12 protein-coding genes and 1 riboswitch are annotated in these 15,224 nt (G+C 58.9%); of the genes, 8 read left to right on the top strand and 4 right to left on the bottom strand.

Features of this window, described 5'->3' with window-relative positions:
* Positions 1 to 3: 3 nt before the first annotated feature.
* Positions 4 to 237 (bottom strand): hypothetical protein, encoded by a 234-nt coding sequence (locus tag ACVWYP_RS13305; protein ID WP_075968406.1) that lies wholly within the window; start codon positions 235 to 237, stop codon positions 4 to 6.
* Between the two features lie 862 nt (positions 238 to 1,099).
* Between ACVWYP_RS13305 and ACVWYP_RS13310 the strand changes: the two genes are divergently transcribed.
* Positions 1,100 to 1,300, top strand: a complete 201-nt coding sequence (locus ACVWYP_RS13310) for a hypothetical protein (protein ID WP_155258683.1) — start codon at positions 1,100 to 1,102, stop codon at positions 1,298 to 1,300.
* Positions 1,301 to 1,464: 164 nt separating this feature from the next.
* On the opposite strand, the gene ACVWYP_RS13315 is transcribed toward ACVWYP_RS13310, so the two are convergent.
* Together ACVWYP_RS13315 and ACVWYP_RS13320 are read right to left on the bottom strand one after the other, a co-directional pair.
* Positions 1,465 to 3,153: an HrpF/NolX family T3SS translocon protein gene (locus tag ACVWYP_RS13315; RefSeq protein WP_304500227.1), complete on the bottom strand. Its 1,689-nt coding sequence runs from the start codon at positions 3,151 to 3,153 to the stop codon at positions 1,465 to 1,467.
* A gap of 1,268 nt (positions 3,154 to 4,421) precedes the next feature.
* Positions 4,422 to 4,670 carry a hypothetical protein gene (locus ACVWYP_RS13320; protein ID WP_016847924.1) on the bottom strand — a complete coding sequence of 83 codons (249 nt, stop codon included), beginning with the start codon at positions 4,668 to 4,670 and terminating at the stop codon, positions 4,422 to 4,424.
* A gap of 701 nt (positions 4,671 to 5,371) precedes the next feature.
* Here ACVWYP_RS13320 and ACVWYP_RS13325 point away from each other — a divergent pair.
* From ACVWYP_RS13325 to ACVWYP_RS13345, 5 genes are all read left to right on the top strand, one after another.
* Positions 5,372 to 6,304: a hypothetical protein gene (locus ACVWYP_RS13325; RefSeq protein ID WP_026192318.1), complete on the top strand. Its 933-nt coding sequence runs from the start codon at positions 5,372 to 5,374 to the stop codon at positions 6,302 to 6,304.
* Between the two features lie 401 nt (positions 6,305 to 6,705).
* Positions 6,706 to 6,921, top strand: a riboswitch (cobalamin riboswitch).
* Positions 6,922 to 7,132: 211 nt separating this feature from the next.
* Complete coding sequence (locus ACVWYP_RS13330; protein ID WP_225161267.1) at positions 7,133 to 8,962, top strand: ribonucleoside-diphosphate reductase subunit alpha; 1,830 nt, start codon at positions 7,133 to 7,135, stop codon at positions 8,960 to 8,962.
* Positions 8,953 to 10,026 carry a ribonucleotide-diphosphate reductase subunit beta gene (locus ACVWYP_RS13335; protein ID WP_162136766.1) on the top strand — a complete coding sequence of 358 codons (1,074 nt, stop codon included), beginning with the start codon at positions 8,953 to 8,955 and terminating at the stop codon, positions 10,024 to 10,026. Before ACVWYP_RS13330 ends, ACVWYP_RS13335 begins: the two co-directional genes overlap by 10 nt.
* A gap of 96 nt (positions 10,027 to 10,122) precedes the next feature.
* Positions 10,123 to 10,293, top strand: coding sequence for a hypothetical protein (locus ACVWYP_RS13340; protein WP_155258801.1), 171 nt, complete (start codon positions 10,123 to 10,125; stop codon positions 10,291 to 10,293).
* A gap of 1,300 nt (positions 10,294 to 11,593) precedes the next feature.
* Complete coding sequence (locus ACVWYP_RS13345; RefSeq protein WP_233475198.1) at positions 11,594 to 12,349, top strand: hypothetical protein; 756 nt, start codon at positions 11,594 to 11,596, stop codon at positions 12,347 to 12,349.
* 613 nt (positions 12,350 to 12,962) lie between these two features.
* Here ACVWYP_RS13345 and ACVWYP_RS13350 read toward each other — a convergent pair.
* Positions 12,963 to 13,658, bottom strand: coding sequence for a hypothetical protein (locus tag ACVWYP_RS13350; protein ID WP_026192322.1), 696 nt, complete (start codon positions 13,656 to 13,658; stop codon positions 12,963 to 12,965).
* 171 nt (positions 13,659 to 13,829) lie between these two features.
* Between ACVWYP_RS13350 and ACVWYP_RS13355 the strand changes: the two genes are divergently transcribed.
* Positions 13,830 to 14,348, top strand: a complete 519-nt coding sequence (locus tag ACVWYP_RS13355) for a nodulation protein NolB (RefSeq protein ID WP_233475196.1) — start codon at positions 13,830 to 13,832, stop codon at positions 14,346 to 14,348.
* Positions 14,349 to 15,224 (top strand): type III secretion system inner membrane ring lipoprotein SctJ, encoded by an 876-nt coding sequence (sctJ, locus tag ACVWYP_RS13360; protein ID WP_080583567.1) that lies wholly within the window; start codon positions 14,349 to 14,351, stop codon positions 15,222 to 15,224. It begins immediately after the preceding gene.

Below are 15,224 nucleotides of genomic sequence, written 5' to 3' on the forward strand. Positions count from 1 at the left end.
CCGTTACTGCACCCGCTCGTCGGCCACTTTCTTGACGGTCGAGAGTTCTGTCGAGACGACGCGAAGTTCTACATCCCTTTCAGCAGCCTTCGTGCTGCTGGCAGTCAGGGCGGCGAGCTGCCTGTTGAATGCCGCTTCTCCCGCAGCTTCAGCTGCGGCGGAACCCGCGGCTGCAGTAGCAGTACCAGCTGCGCCACCCGCCGTCGAGGAATGAGAAGCACCAACCTTATCAGCCATATTGTCTCTCCTGTTTATTTGAAGATTGCCGCGCCTTGCGGCTCCGATTTTCCTGACGCCGCAACATGCGAGGTCAGGAATCCTCCTCTGTCTCGGCCATGGCGTCGTCGAAACGACCCATTGCACTACTTACAAACTGCATAGCGACGGCGCCGAGAGCGACGTTGAACGCTTGCTGCATAGCAGCGGCTTGCGAGTCAGCGTCTGGACCAGACGCGCCGCCATTTAAGGGAGCGCCTGCACCATGCGATTGGCCATGATCATCGTGCTCGCCAGGCGCCCGAGATCCTTTTTTGCCGCCGCCAGTCGCGTGGAGGTCGGAATCAAGGTGCCCAGCGGCGCTAGAGCTGGAAATGCGCATCGGGTTCTCCTACTTCAAAACTTCGTTCGTGCGGAGGGAGCGGTCGCCGTCACGGCTACTATGGAAGCATTAGCTTTCGACAAGCTGACGAGCCTCAGAAATTCTGTGAGCCGATCTCTTTGATGTTGCCTCTGGACAGGCCGCCTCATATTTCGGCAGTGTGTCGGCGTAAGCTGCAGATCACAGGGTTGGTACAAGACCTCGCCTATGTGGCACTTGATCAGGCAAGCCGTTGTTCATCAAAGCGCAGCGTTGACAAGCGGAATGTAAGCGCCGGACGGATAAAACGGGCTTAAGCTTTGACGTGGCCCATCTCGGGACTCGCCCGGCTTTGGACCCCTCGCAGCTCGTTCGGCAGTTTAGGTACCTCGAACCACGCAGCGATTTGTCTAGATCCTGTCCCGGGCTGCTGCGCCAGGATAAAGTTGCTCATGCGAGTCAGCGATGAAGAGCGATCTTCCATTCCCGCTCGGAGCAGGCCCATAAAAATGGATCACTTTCGTGGACAGCGATCAGGAGGCGCTGGAGACAAGGACCTTGAGCGTCACCTCCATTAATGTGCTCTCGATCCGACGACGTAAACCGGTCAGGCACGCCACTCCACCGGTTCCGTCGCGGCGTGAAGGCATCAACAAGTTTACCGTCCGCGATGGGTGGCGCAATCGGCCCGGCGAAATCTTCGCGGTGGCGCACGCGATGTGAGAACGCCCGTCGGGTGCTCGAGTGCAGCCGACAAATGCGCCGGTTTAGCTAGCGACAAGCACGCTCGTCGGTGTAAGCATCGAATATGCTTGCGCGACCTGCGCGGCGGGGACGACCCTACCGCGCAGGCCGCGCAAGCTGGCCTTTCGTTAGCGCCGCTACGACTAGGCGTAGGCACCTGCAGCTTGCGTGCGCTCGGATTCAATCCGTGCCTTGAGGTTATTCAGATAGTCCTCCGCGTAGGACTGGGCCATCGACACCGGCAGATTGATGCCGGCCGTCGCCGCTTCTTGAATTGCCTGCTTCACCAAGCCTTCTCGAATCGCTATCTTGACCTCGGGGCCGGCGATGCAGCCCACGGCCTGCGCCGCAAGACTCAGCCCGGCTTCCTCCAGCGCCTTCTTCATGTTGCCGCCGCTGATCGCGGTGTGCAGAAGATTTGCAGCTTGCGCTTCGGCCTCGATCACCATTGAAGCAAGATCGGCCAGTTCGCCCAGCCCTGGAATGAAGCCGAGTACACCAACGGCCGTCGCTGTCCAGTCGAGTACCTTCGAGCCTACCTTGAGCACGTCATTAATTGCGTGCATGAGGGCGCCACCGTTCTTCTTGGGAGACTTGATGTCGGGCTGATCTGCCGCGCCAATCATCATGTCTGCGGTAGCCTCCTGTTCGGCCGGCGTTTGAGCGGCATGCGTTTTCAATTGCGGAGCGGCGCGGTTCGCACCAGACATGTTGTTGAAGAACTGGTTGAAATCGTTTCTGCTGATGTTTCCGGAATCGACCGTATGGCCGCCGCCGAAGTCGAAAAACTTGTGGTGGGTTTTGTAACCAGTAATCGCGTTGTTCATCAATCCGAACAGCACAGGATCCGAGAGCAGCTGGGAAGCCGCGCTTCGCACCTCAGGGGAAAGTCTCTTGTCGTCCACCATACTCACGAGCTTTTCCCGGGTCAGATCGCCATTTCCAAAGAAAGCGTCCTGGTTCTTGTTGATCGTGTTTAGTGTGCTCAGCTCGGGTCGAGTGAGACTCATCGATGACGAAGCGACCTGCAGGAAGTCCTCCTTGTGGACCTTATCTATCGAGCCGCCGTACAACTGCTTCCATTGATCCGGGTGGTCGAGAAAATATTGAGCCGCGGCGAGGACCTGTGGGGGGCATTTGCCAATGTCGGCGTTGCCGTCCACGATGCGCCTGAAATCCGCAAGGCTCAAGTTCTTGGGCAGGTTATCGGAATAGCGGTAGAGTTCGCGCAAGGCATCGGTCAGTGTCATGACCGATGGCTCACCGTTCCCGGTACCGTCGGATGGCATGTAGTTCTGCTCGTAGATCCGCGCCCGCTGCTCCTGGAACGCGGCAACTTGAGGGTGATGGTCGGAAAAGCCGCTGAGATCGCCCGCTTTGATCTTGCCGCCACAGCGGCCGTCGCCTTGCGAACCGATCGCATAGAAGAGCTCCGGGTCCTGTTGCAGTGCCTCGATCGCCGCCTTTAGATCCGGCGGTGTCGAGGGATCGTTGGCCAAATCTCCCAGAGACTTCCAATCAAGCGGGCATTTGTCCTTGTGGCGGTTCAGCACAGAGACAATCTGCAGTTCCGCATTAGTCAGCGTGCCACCGTTCCAGGTGATCCTTGAGCTTTGTACGGGCGCTTCCGCAATGATTGGGCTGCCGGCAGCACAGGACGGCTGTGGGTCATCCTGATATGCATCCAATGCTGCCCTTATCTCTGGTGGCAGGATACTCCGCGCCTCCTGCGTGAGTTCCTCAGTCAGTTGCTTGGTTGATTCTGTGGAGGCCGTCACTTGCGATGCTGAATGATCGTTGGTCGTGTCTTTCGAGGAGAGGCTGGCCAGCATCGCCTGAAAGCTGGAAAAGTCCTGCGCCGACGAGGGAGGGGCGGGCATTCCGGAGAAAGCCACAGTTGAGTTGGCGGTTGGCGATAGGTCGACTGACATTACACGTCCTCCGATGTAAGTGTGCACCACAAGACGGTCACCGGCGCGGCCCGAGATCGCGACGAACAGGGAGTGTTGATCGGCAGAGTTCAACAGGTCCTACCACTTGCATCCTGTTGCTCAGTGCGCCTTCAGCGCTCAGTTTCGCGACTATCCATGGGAACGCCGCCGTCTAAATATTCGCCCGTATGGTAAAACGGACAACCTTTCGAGAAGCTGACGGCGCTCAGACGATTTCAGGGTGATTGATGAAGTAGTCTTGCCCGCAAGGGACCTGGACGTATTTCAATGCCGGTGCCAGCTTCGCTTAGTTGCGTTCGCCTGGCCTGGTGCCATGTCAGCGAGTTAAAGCTTTACGTCTGCCTATCGGGAGCATTCGTTGATTTGGTCCAACAATCTCGCAAGAGCTCCGGAACACCTTAAGGTGGGCGCTGATTTCGCAGTAGCCACCCCCGCGCCTGCGCCAGAAAAAGTGCTCGCTCTTCTGAGCTGCTGGCTCTTCTGAGCTGCGCATCCAGCATGGTCGGCTCAGATACCGGTCGTCGACCAAGTCCTCGAAAAACTCCATCGTCAGACGCGTTGAGCGGACCCAACTTGCACTGACAAACATCAAAGCTCGGACGCCCGGCCTAAGTCCTTTTGTTCGTCCTTGGCCGCTGCGCTCTTCGACCCTGCATCGAATCCACGTCGCGGGCTCAATACGAGATAACAGTTGGGTCACGCGGTTACGAAGGGCGGACGCAAACTAGCCGCAAGAGCAGGTTTAACGACTTGGGAGACGAATAAGTTTTCTCCTCGCGGTTCGGCCATGTGCGGCACACCCGCGATGGCGAAAGTTGTTGTCCGCGGGTGCCTGCCTGACATCACATTGCAGTTTCTCAGCATGTCGATCTAAGGAATGTGGCGGCTTGGCGAGTGAGGACCAGTGGTGGCGGCACGTCCGCCGTCGAATGATGGCTCGGCGCGTGACGGCGCGGCTCCAAGCTTCGGCCAAATCCGATGCTAGTTAGTTAGATTCGTCCGCTTCATGCGGTCCCGTCAGTTTCTGCTCAAAGCTCCTTGGATTGACCGCGCATGTCTGCTTATTGCCGGTTGAGGCCCGTGTTACTCCTCACAGCGGGAACGTCTCTCATCCTTAAACGTCGAATTTCATCCGTATGACGAGTCTTTTAGAGCAGTTCAAAGGTTCGCATCAAAAAAAATCGCAAGCTGCGATGTAGGATGCCGCTACCTCCTAGCTCGGACAGCTGTTGCTCGAAGCCTGTGGCGTCGTTGCGATACGCGACGGCTTTGCCGTCTCTGAATGCATCAAAGCTGATCGGATTCAAGATCAGTAGTCGGCTTTGCGCCTTGTGCGCGTCGGATACGTAAAGCACCCGCCCATCGTAGTACCATTGAAAATTATAGAGCTTGATCAAGCGGTCGAGAAATTCTCGCGGTGGGAGTTCCGGTAGCCGCCCGCGAATCCGCCCCTTCACCCCAGTACTTACATTGACCCGGATATTCCGATTGTGACCGAATTCCTGTAGTGCGGTCGCGAGGTCCTGATCCAGAACATGTAACTGTAAGGCGTCGATGGCAGCGTCAGCGGCGCGCCGAGCGTCCTGGCGACGTCAGGCAGGTGAAAACAGGAACACATAGCACTTTCTTCAAGATGCAGCCTCCGAGATCGGATGAGTATACCTGCTATTTTCACGACAGGATCGACACCAAAATTCGTCCCAAGTTGGAGGCCGATGCTTCTTCCTAAATGGAAACCTGCCGCGGTCATCGGGTAACGAACGCTCGTCAGCTTTCGGTCAGCTCGCTTCTCTAAGGTGCTGGCCGATTCGCGCTCACGAATGCTGCCAATCTTATCACGCGACAGAAACGGTTCTTCTCATGTTGCCTGCCGTTGCCTCGACCCGCTCTCAACTCGGCCGAATGTATCTCCAGCGGCTGTTCATCGGTGCGGGACCAGTTTCATGAAAATCTTACGCAGGCGGATGCTCTTGTCCGCTTGCCGCTTCTGCTGTCGCATCGGCGGGTGTAAGACCGACCTGTATACCAAAGTGCGGGCGAGTACGAAGGCACTGTCGTCGACTCGCTTGCAAATGAGATGGGAGGAACTGTGTTGCGGATGGATTTTTCGCGTATTAATCGGTCTAAAGCTATATTCCATAATATTTATGCTTCTGATGATCCGAGGGCATATTTCTCGATCCTCGGAGACCTAGATTATATGATTCCGGACGTGGCTGAGCCGGTTGTGCGCCAAATCCTGGCAGCGAAAGCTTCGGCAACCGGCCTTAAGCCCGTCGTGCTCGACGTTGGATGTTCATACGGCATCAACGCAGCAGTGCATCGCTTTCCGCTGACCTTCGGGGGCTTGCGTCACCGCTACGCCCGGCGTGAGATGAGGGCGATCAGTTCTGAAACACTGGTGAGTCTCGATCGCAATTTTTATGCAGCCTGGCCTGATGTCGGGTTGGCGCGCTTTATCGGCCTCGACGTGTCGGTACAGGCGATCAGCTATGCAAAGAGTGTTGGCCTCTTGGAGCAGGGCATCGTCGCTGACCTTGAAAAGGAGGCGCTATCGACGGATAGCGCGCGCATTCTCCGCTCCGTGGATGTTATCATGTCAACCGGATGCATCGGCTACGTTACCGAGAAGACGTTCAGCGAGATTCTCGATGCGACAGAGAAGCAACCATGGATCATCTCCTTTGTGCTACGAATGTTCCCATTTGAATCGTTGGCCGAAGCGTTTGCAAAGCGTGGTCTTGTGACAGAACGTCTTACCGGCGCGACGTTTATCCAGCGTCGCTTTCGCGATGCTGAAGAGTTTGAAAGTTGTTTGGCCAGCTTGGCGGCCCTTGGCGTGGATGCGACCGGCCTCGAATCAGAAGGGCTGTTGCATGCGGATCTGATCTTGTCTCGCCCAGAGGCGGATGCGCGGGCCACGCCTCTGGAAGACGTTGTCACCGTCGCCAGCGGCAGGGGACGGCCGATTGGACCCCGTTACGTTCATGTTGAAAGCAACGAGGGCTTGCACGTTGCGCTGGAGCCCTGACAGTTAAGGACCACTGTGCAGCGCGCGAGTCTCTTCGGCGCTGGATCAAGACGTCGAAAAACAAGGCCATTCTGGTCGAAGGCGCGCCAGGGCCAATGTTGTTCGCCGACGATGGATAACGATTCGTCCAGATGCCATTTGTCGCGGCGAGCGCTGCGATTCAGATCGGAGAGCGCCTTGCCGAATTCCCTCTCTGCTGACGCGCGGTTTCATAGATCGCATCAATGCGACACGTGGGTCAGAATTTCCTCGACTATGCGCAAGCTTAACGGAAACTGAAAGGCAGCCCAAGGCATCTCTGCAGCAAGAAGTGACAGCGGCGATAGAGTGGTCCGGGCGGTCGGTATGTTTTTGCCTTCTAAATCTTGATCTCTCCAATTGACGAATCCCGGCGCGTAGACCTATCTATAGTCAGTCACGGTCTTCCGTTCCCCACATCTTGTAGGGTGGAAGCTAAGAGGGAACCCGGTGCGCCAAAACGGCAACTCCGGGGCTGCCCCCGCAACTGTAAGCGGCGAGCGGTTGTCATCATGGTCACTGGCGCGACACAGCGCCGGGAAGGCCGATGGCCGCAGTGACCCGCGAGCCAGGAGACCTGCCGCGACCGAATGAAAGTCCTCGGGCGGGGTGTCCCGGTGGGTCGCTTGCAGCCGGGGACATTTGCCCGGATTCCTCGCAAGTCGTCCGCGCCGGCCCGCGCCCAACATCGCGGGGTTGCCGATGTCGCCGTCTTACAATTTCGATCAGCAGGGTCATCTCATTGAGCCGCCGCATGTGCAGCCGCGCCCAGCGCAGGCAAGGCCTACCCCGCCTGAGTCGGGTCTTGTCTTGCCATCGCCGGCTCCGCTGCCGCGCCCCCTTGCTCCATCGCCAAGGCGGGCCGATCTCAAGCTCGATCGGACGCGCGACGACCTGTTGACGCCGTTCGGCAAGCTGACGGTGACCGACCGTTACCTGCTCGCCGGCGAATTGCTCCAGGACATGTTCGCGCGGGTGTCTTGCGCCTTCGCGGATGATGTTGCGCATGCCCAACGTCTCTATGATGCGATGTCTCGGCTGTGGTTCATGCCGGCCACACCGGTGCTGTCCAACGGCGGCACCACGCGCGGTCTGCCGATCTCATGCTTCCTTAACTCGGTGTCGGACTCGCTCGAAGGCATCGTCGGCACCTGGAACGAGAATGTCTGGCTTGCCTCTAACGGCGGCGGCATCGGCACCTACTGGGGCAACGTTCGCTCGATCGGCGAGAAGGTGAAGGGCGGCGTTACCTCGGGTATCATCCCGTTCATCCACGTCATGGACGGCCTGACATTGGCGATCAGCCAGGGCTCGTTGCGGCGCGGCTCTGCGGCGGTCTATCTCGATATCCACCATCCCGAGATCGAGGAGTTCCTCGAGATTCGCAAGGCGTCCGGCGACTTCAACCGCAAGAGTCTCAACCTGCACCACGGGATCAACGTTACCGACGCGTTCATGCGTGCCGTGGGCGCCGGCACCGCGTTCGCTCTGCGCAGCCCGAGGACCAACGATGTCATCCGCGAGATCGACGCCCGCCAACTGTGGCAACGCATCCTGGAGAACCGGCTGCAGACCGGCGAGCCTTACTTGTTGTTTATTGACACCGTGAACCGGTCGCTCCCCAAGCACCAGCGCGAGCTCGGCCTCAAGGTCTCTACCTCCAACCTGTGCAGCGAAATTACCCTGCCGACCGGCATCGATCATCGCGGCGAGGAGCGCACCGCGGTGTGCTGCCTGTCGTCGCTCAACCTCGAGACCTGGGATCAGTGGAATGAGAAGCCAGGCTTCATCGAGGACGTCATGCGCTTCCTCGACAACGTGCTGACCCACTTCATCACGGTGGCGCCGGACGGCATGAAGCGTGCCCGCTACGCCGCCTTGCGTGAGCGCTCCGTCGGCCTCGGCGTCATGGGCTTCCATTCGTTCCTGCAGGCCAAGGGCATTCCGATGGAAAGTGTCGTGGCCAAGTCGTTCAATCTGAACATGTTCCGGAAAATCCGTCGCGATGCCGACGCGGCATCCGTGACGCTCGCGCGCGAGCGTGGGCCGTGCCCGGATGCACTGGAACGCGGTGTGATGGCGCGCTTCAGCCATAAGATCGCGATCGCGCCAACCGCCTCGATCAGCATCATCTGCGGCGGGACTAGCGCTTGCGTCGAGCCGATCCCGGCCAACATCTACACCCATAAGACCTTGTCCGGTGCCATCTCGGTGCGTAATCCGCATCTCGCCAAGCTGCTGGCCGCCAAGGGCGCAGATACTTCGGCGACCTGGCAGTCGATCATCGCGCACGAGGGTTCAGTCGCCCATCTCGACACCCTGTCGGAACACGAAAAAGCGGTCTTTCGCACCGCCTTCGAAATCGACCAGCGCTGGATCGTCGAGCTTGCCGCCGACCGCGCCGCGTTCATTTGCCAGAGCCAGTCGATTAACCTCTATCTGCCGGCCGACGTCGATAAGTGGGACCTTCACATGCTGCATTGGACGGCATGGAAGCGCGGGGTGAAGAGCCTCTACTACTGCCGTTCAAAATCGATCTCGCGCGCGGCGTTCGCCGGCAACATCGCTGACGGCGACAACGCGGCGCCGCCGCAGCCGCAGCGGCACACTGACTATGAGGAGTGCCTCGCATGTCAGTGATCGATCTCTCATCCGTCGATCCGCGCACACTGATCGGCAAACGGTGCGTCGGCCTCCTCGACTCGACCGGCAGCTATGACGTCGATCGCTACGCCTGGGCTTACGAGTTCTGGAAGCGCCAGCAGCAGACCCATTGGATGGGCGAGGAGGTGCCGCTTGGTGCCGACCTCAAGGATTGGGCATCGGACCGCGTTACCGACAGTGAGCGCGCGCTGCTCACTCAGATCTTCCGTTTCTTCACCCAATCGGACATCGAAGTCGGCGATAACTATCTTAAGCGCTACATCCCGATCTTCCAGCCGCTCACCGTCCAGATGATGATGGCGGCCTTCACTAATATGGAGACGGTCCACATCGACGCCTATGCGCTGCTGCTCAAAACGCTCGGCATGCCCAAGACCGAGTTCGAGGCATTTCGCGGCTATTCCGAGATGCGTGCCAAGGCGGACTACATGCACGAGTTCGGCGTCGACACAGTAGCCGATGTCGCCAGGACCTTGGCGATGTTCGGCGCCTTCACCGAAGGCATGGCGTTGTTCGCGAGCTTCGCGATGCTGCTCAATTTCCCCCGCCACAACAAGATGAACGGCATGGGACAGATCGTAAGCTGGTCGGTTCGCGACGAGAGCCTGCATTGTGAGGGCATTATCAAGCTGTTTCACGAATGGAACCGAGAAACCGGCGCGGTGACGCGCTCCGTCCGTGACGATATCGTCGACGTCGCCAAAACCATGGTGAAGCTGGAGGAGAATTTCGTCGACCTCGCCTTCGGCCTCGGCAAGATCGAGGGCATGAGGCCTGAGCAGATCCACACTTACGTCCGCTATGTCGCCGACTGGCGACTGACCCAGTTGCGGATTGCCCCGGTCTTCGGCTTCTTCGAAGCCAAGGAGGGCGGGTTCACCCAGCTCAAGGCGCATCCGCTGCCTTGGCTCGTCGAGATTCTCAATGGCGTCGAGCACGCTAATTTCTTCGAGCAGCGCGCCACCGAGTACTCCAAGGCGGCGAGCCGCGGCAGCTGGGACGGCGAAGACGGGGTGTGGGCAGCTTTCGGCCGGACGTAGCCAGACGGAACGGCGCTTTGGAGCGCCCCCGCATTTTCGGACGTTTGCGAAAGTCGGCTCTGCCGCTGCTTGCGGGGCCGCAGCGGACCTTGATCTATGCCGCTCGAAATCATGGTCGCGGGCCTTTGGGATGGACGTGCCAAAGTGGAGGTGTTGAGCACACCTAAGGTGTCCGCCAGTATCGGAGTTCATCAAAAACGCTCCGGCTGGGATGAGCAGAGGCAGCGCGGTATCGGGCAACCGATCGAAGAAAACTGCGCCCGTTGATGTGCCGATGCGCAAATGAACTCAATCCCGGTTTCACGAGGCGCGCGACGTAACCGATGTCCACGCGGTTTGCGCTAAGGCCGCCTGCAATGCGGCTTAAGAAGAATTGGTTGCACGCTAGCCGTCCTTTTGGGAAGGGCGGACGGAAACTGTTTTACGCACCTTAGCCAAAGGGACGCGGAAAAACCTGACTTGAATGCTGCGGGCCGGCGGCTGTGTACGTGACAATCACGCGTGATGGTCAAGGTGGCCGACTCCGCGGCGTCGGTTCATATAAAGTGCAGGGCGGAGAAGGCAAAAGTGAGAAGAGGGCGCACTGGTGATCGTTTGTCTCTCGCCGTGCATCTATCTTGACGTGACCAGGTCTCTGCACTGATCGATTGGGCCTTAAAGTGGGAGCTTGGCAATTTTTCGCCGGCCGGGGGCCGTCACCGACTGCCGTTGCCGTCCGCAATTTCAATCTGTCGGCGCCAGAGACATGGCCCTGCCGAGGCGCGAGCCATGGTTGCTAGTGGGGAGGCCGATCTTCCCCAGAGTCCGCAGGCCGATCTTCAGCCGGCTTCGGGCCAAGGGATCGAGTCCAGCGATGGCGTGAGACGAATGAAGCCCTCTGCTCTGCGTTCGGCTGTGTGGGCACCCCGAGAAGAGTGAAAACCTTTGTGGCGGTCCTTGCTCGGTCTCACTCCGCTGCACTCCAGCATATCGATCTGAGCGCCTGTGGCTGTTTGGCCAATGAAAACCCAGTAATCCTTGGCGAGACGTCCGTCCAACATATGGAACTCGGACAGTTCTGGTGGTGCGGCTTCGGAAGGACCTGGCTGAGACGGTCCGGCTGCAAGGGTCGAGCGTGGGGTCCGGCCTGCAATGGCCCTGCAAGCGATAGCCCGGCATGCGACGGCTAGGCATGCCACGGTCCAGCGAAGGGCCGGCATCCTCATCCTGGCATATCAGATCCTGATCGACACCAGGATGAGCCTCGACCGCCTGCTGGAGAGATACTGCAGGGGACGCGCCGCGTCAGGACAGCATCGTGCGCAAGTCTGCGCCAAGCAGAGATGAATTGAAAATGCGAAGCAGCTTGTGGCGAAGGTCAATGCCTTCTCCATTGGCTCATTGCGAATCCTCTTGACGCTCGTCAGCTTCTCGAAAGCTAACTCTCTTAGCATGAGAGAGCGGATGTCTAGAGGGCGATGCCGCCTATCCATCTTAATGGAGATGCACATCGAACACCCGATGCTCTGCCGGCGGCTCGGAGGGTGCACTCCACACGAGCCTTCGAAACAGTTCTCTGGAGGTCGCAATGCAAATGGCCTTCGTCGAACTATGGCTCGAGCCAAACTTTCAAAGGAGGAGCAGGATGGATTTCAACTCAATCAGCCCAACGAACACAAGCCCGCAGCCCGATTCACCATCAGCGCCCGCGGGTCCAGCGGGCTTTGAGCACCAGCTGCGCGAGGTCGAAGATAGTGCTCTGCCACCTGCTGCGGGATCTCCCGTGCAGCAGGGCAAAGCCTACTCGCCATATCTGGACGCCCGGCATCCCTATTCGCAATATTTGGAGTCGGGGCATCCCTATTCATCACTGTTGGATCGGGAGGATGATCTATATGCGCCGGCTGCGCCCTCCCCCGGGCCATTGGTGGCCGCCAGAGAAAGCTCTCCACAGCCAGGCTCGCAGCAGCCGATCGCTCAAGCCATCGCGGAACTCCCAGAGTTTGATCCTGATCTAATTTGGCAGAATGTGGAAGCCGGGTCATCGCAGGCTGGACCGTCTCAGGCCGGACCTTCGCAAGCCGGGCCATCCTCGTCCGCCGGGGCTGCGCTGTCGGAGCTCACAAATTTCATTCCCGAGGACGAGCGTTTCATAGCCGACCACTGGGTCTTCTGTCCCCATACGGCCTCGGATGCCCAGATCAACATACTAAGGAGGGCCGGCCTCTTGCCTAGCAATAACTCCCGGACCACAAGTTTCACCATGCTGGGTATGCCCCACACAGCCGAATTTCGACAAGAGGGGTTCGTTCGTATCAAACCGTCGATGGACGCGGGCCTCTGATCTGGACAATTACACGGCGAGCGCCCACTGGGTAAGCATTCCATAGCAGCCCGCGGAGCGCGGACATAGTCCGCCGCCAGCAGACCTTCGCGACGTCGCCAACGGCAGGAGCACCTGGCAACGTCCTTTCTGGCAGGCTGTCGACTATCTTGGCCATCTTGGCCTCCCGCCAAGATGAATATACTAAATCATTAGTTACGCGTCCTTTCAGAAAATTGGTCAGGCATTGGCGGCTCAGCGAAATACCAAGAGTCCACACGGCCTGGCATGCGCGCCACTGAGCCGCTGCTGAAAGCCGATCGCGTCCGTAGGCGGTTCTGGTGAGTCGGGCTCTCGGCTCGTATTCATGCCTGCGGCTCCGACGCAGTTGGTTCGGAAGCTCGTGTCGACCTTTAAGCCCTCGAGCCCCCGTCAAAACTGGCGCTTACCAACTTCCGCTCGCGCCTAGCGTGGCTGGTTGCCCACGTCCGTTGCGGTCGGGAGCAGGCGCCGCCGTCCAGACATCCGCACGCTCATGCTGGGCGCATTAGCGTTCGAAAAGCTGACGATCGGACGGATTTGAGCCAATACAGATCGGATCGACTTCGGCTGAAGGTGTTTTCGCATCGGTTAGTCACTTCTGGCCCGTGCCAGCCTCCCGCACGGTGCCGTCCTGATGCGGCGCGTCGGGCGAATAATGCCCTTCCGGGCGTCCGTCCCGAATAACCACGCTCGAGGAGCCGCGAAACAACATCAAAACCGAATCCCGCGGCGGCCCTTCGGCGGCGGCAGGATTGCGCCGCGCCTGCGCCTCCGCCACAAGGCCCTTCAACGTCTGGTCCACCAGCGCGATGAAGCGTGGCGGGCCCGAAGCCAGGACGAGGCCATCGCCGGGGGCCGGTTTCACGATATAGCGTTCATCGGAGATGTTGAGCGCATCGAGCGCGGTCTTGAACGCATCGAAGCTGATCGGGCTCAACACCATCAGTCGGCTTTGCGCCTCGTGGGCCGCGGATATGTAAAGAACGAGGCCGTCGTAATACCATTGAAGATTGTAAAGGTTGGTCAAACGCTCGAGGAATTCGCGCGGTGGCAGGTCCGGCATTCGTCCGCGAATCCGGCCCTTCACTTCAGTGCTGACATTGACCCTGATATTGAGATTGTTGCCAAACTCCTGCAGCGCGGCAGAAAGGTCCTGGTCCAAAACCGTGTAGCTATAAGGGGCCGACGGCAGCGAGAGGGGGGCGCCAAGCGCGCTGACCATTCCAAGACAGATGAAACCTCCGGCGTAAAGAATTCTCTTCAATACCATCGTGGATCGGACAAACATTCCTGAAGGCCTTCTGAGAATTAAACTTGGAATTTCGGTCCAGCCTGGACGCCAAACGTGATCTTTAGATGACGCAAGGCGGCGCATCCTCGTCAGGTTTTCGTCAGCTCACCGTACTACGATCTTGATCCGTTCAGTGTCAGACAACGCCTGGTTTCATCAACGAGCGCAATGACTCCTTATATGATGTTAGGCGCAACGCCGATCTCACCCAATTCAGCCGACTGTCTTGCCAATGCCTGCTCGCCGGCAGCCGCCGGCGAGCAGGCGCACTTTGAGCAGTCTCTTGCGCAAGCGGCCTCCGACCAGAGTGCCACCTCATCGGTCGCAGATAGAGCCGCAGTCGTTCCGCCGGTATCGGAAGTGCAGCGCACGAACACGCTAGCGAATCCGCCGGGCGATCGCATCCTTCAAGCGCTTTCTACCATGTACCACAGTCATGTCGGTGCTCCGGCGGTCGGTAGTGTGTCGTCTGCGCCGAGCGTCATCCAGCCCGGACCTGCCGCGCAGCCGCTATTGCAGCCGCTCGACATCGGCGCGCATGAGACAGTTAAACCGGTAGCGGCAGATTTCGATTCGATGGTGGTGAATCTGCGGGATGTCTACCGGGACGTCGTTCAGGTGTCCCTTGTCTCTAAGAGCACCAGCGCCGTGAGTTCGTCGCTGAACAAGCTGCTTTCGGCGGGCTGAATGAAGCTGATGCCTGGTGTGATGTGCAGTGCGGGTAGCGGCAGCCGTCAATCGTGGCGACGGCTTCGCGTTTGCCTTGCTCTGCCCCTTCTTGTTCCGTTGCTCGGCTGCAAAGCTGATCTCTACAGTAAGATTCAGGAGCGTGAAGCCAATGAGATGCTAGCGCTTCTTCTTGGCAAGGGTGTCGATGCAGCTCGTGTTGTCGCCAAGGATGGGACCAGCACGATCCAGGTCGAGGAAAGGCAGCTCGCCTATTCGATTGACTTGCTGAATGTTGAGGGGCTGCCGCGCCAATCTTTCAAGAATCTTGGCGAGGTGTTCAAGGGATCGGGCCTCGTTGCTTCCCCGATCGAGGAGCGGGCCCGTTACGTTTATGCCCTCAGCGAAGAATTGTCGCGCACCATTAGCGATATCGACGGCGTCCTTTCCGCCCGGGTCCACGTGGTCCTTCCTAAAAACGATCTGTTGCGGCAAGATGCGACCCCCTCCTCAGCGTCGGTTTTCATCCGGCATGGCTCCAACGCAAAGCTCTCGGCGCTGTTGCCTCAGATCAAGATGCTCGTAGCCAACAGCATCGAAGGGCTGTCCTACGACAAGGTGGCTGTGGTCTTCGTGCCGGTTGAGCGAACTCCGCTTGAGCAGCCAGCGTCGCCGGCAGCCGCTTCAGCTCAACCCGCAAAATCTACTTCAACGCCGTGGCTTGCGCTTGGAGTTGGAGGCACCGGCGCCGTATTCGTCATTGCATCTTATGTGTTGCTCGGTGCGCGTCTTCGTCAGTTCGGGCAATCATCGCGCAAACTGACCATGTTCAGCAGGCGTTCGAATGTGCCCGCCGTTCAGGCTGCTGGTAAAAAGATCATGTCTGATGCGACATAG

The sequence above is a fragment of the Bradyrhizobium sp. USDA 3262 genome (assembly GCF_054060035.1).

Excerpts from the sequence above, each read along its gene's own strand:
- ACVWYP_RS13305 (WP_075968406.1), bottom strand. The coding sequence starts at position 237 with ATGGCTGATAAGGTTGGTGCTTCTCATTCCTCGACGGCGGGTGGCGCA.
- ACVWYP_RS13315 (WP_304500227.1), bottom strand. The coding sequence starts at position 3,153 with ATGCTGGCCAGCCTCTCCTCGAAAGACACGACCAACGATCATTCAGCA.
- ACVWYP_RS13325 (WP_026192318.1), top strand. The coding sequence starts at position 5,372 with ATGGATTTTTCGCGTATTAATCGGTCTAAAGCTATATTCCATAATATT.
- ACVWYP_RS13335 (WP_162136766.1), top strand. The coding sequence starts at position 8,953 with ATGTCAGTGATCGATCTCTCATCCGTCGATCCGCGCACACTGATCGGC.
- ACVWYP_RS13340 (WP_155258801.1), top strand. The coding sequence starts at position 10,123 with ATGCCGCTCGAAATCATGGTCGCGGGCCTTTGGGATGGACGTGCCAAA.
- ACVWYP_RS13345 (WP_233475198.1), top strand. The coding sequence starts at position 11,594 with ATGCAAATGGCCTTCGTCGAACTATGGCTCGAGCCAAACTTTCAAAGG.
- ACVWYP_RS13350 (WP_026192322.1), bottom strand. The coding sequence starts at position 13,658 with ATGTTTGTCCGATCCACGATGGTATTGAAGAGAATTCTTTACGCCGGA.
- ACVWYP_RS13355 (WP_233475196.1), top strand. The coding sequence starts at position 13,830 with ATGACTCCTTATATGATGTTAGGCGCAACGCCGATCTCACCCAATTCA.
- sctJ (WP_080583567.1), top strand. The coding sequence starts at position 14,349 with ATGAAGCTGATGCCTGGTGTGATGTGCAGTGCGGGTAGCGGCAGCCGT.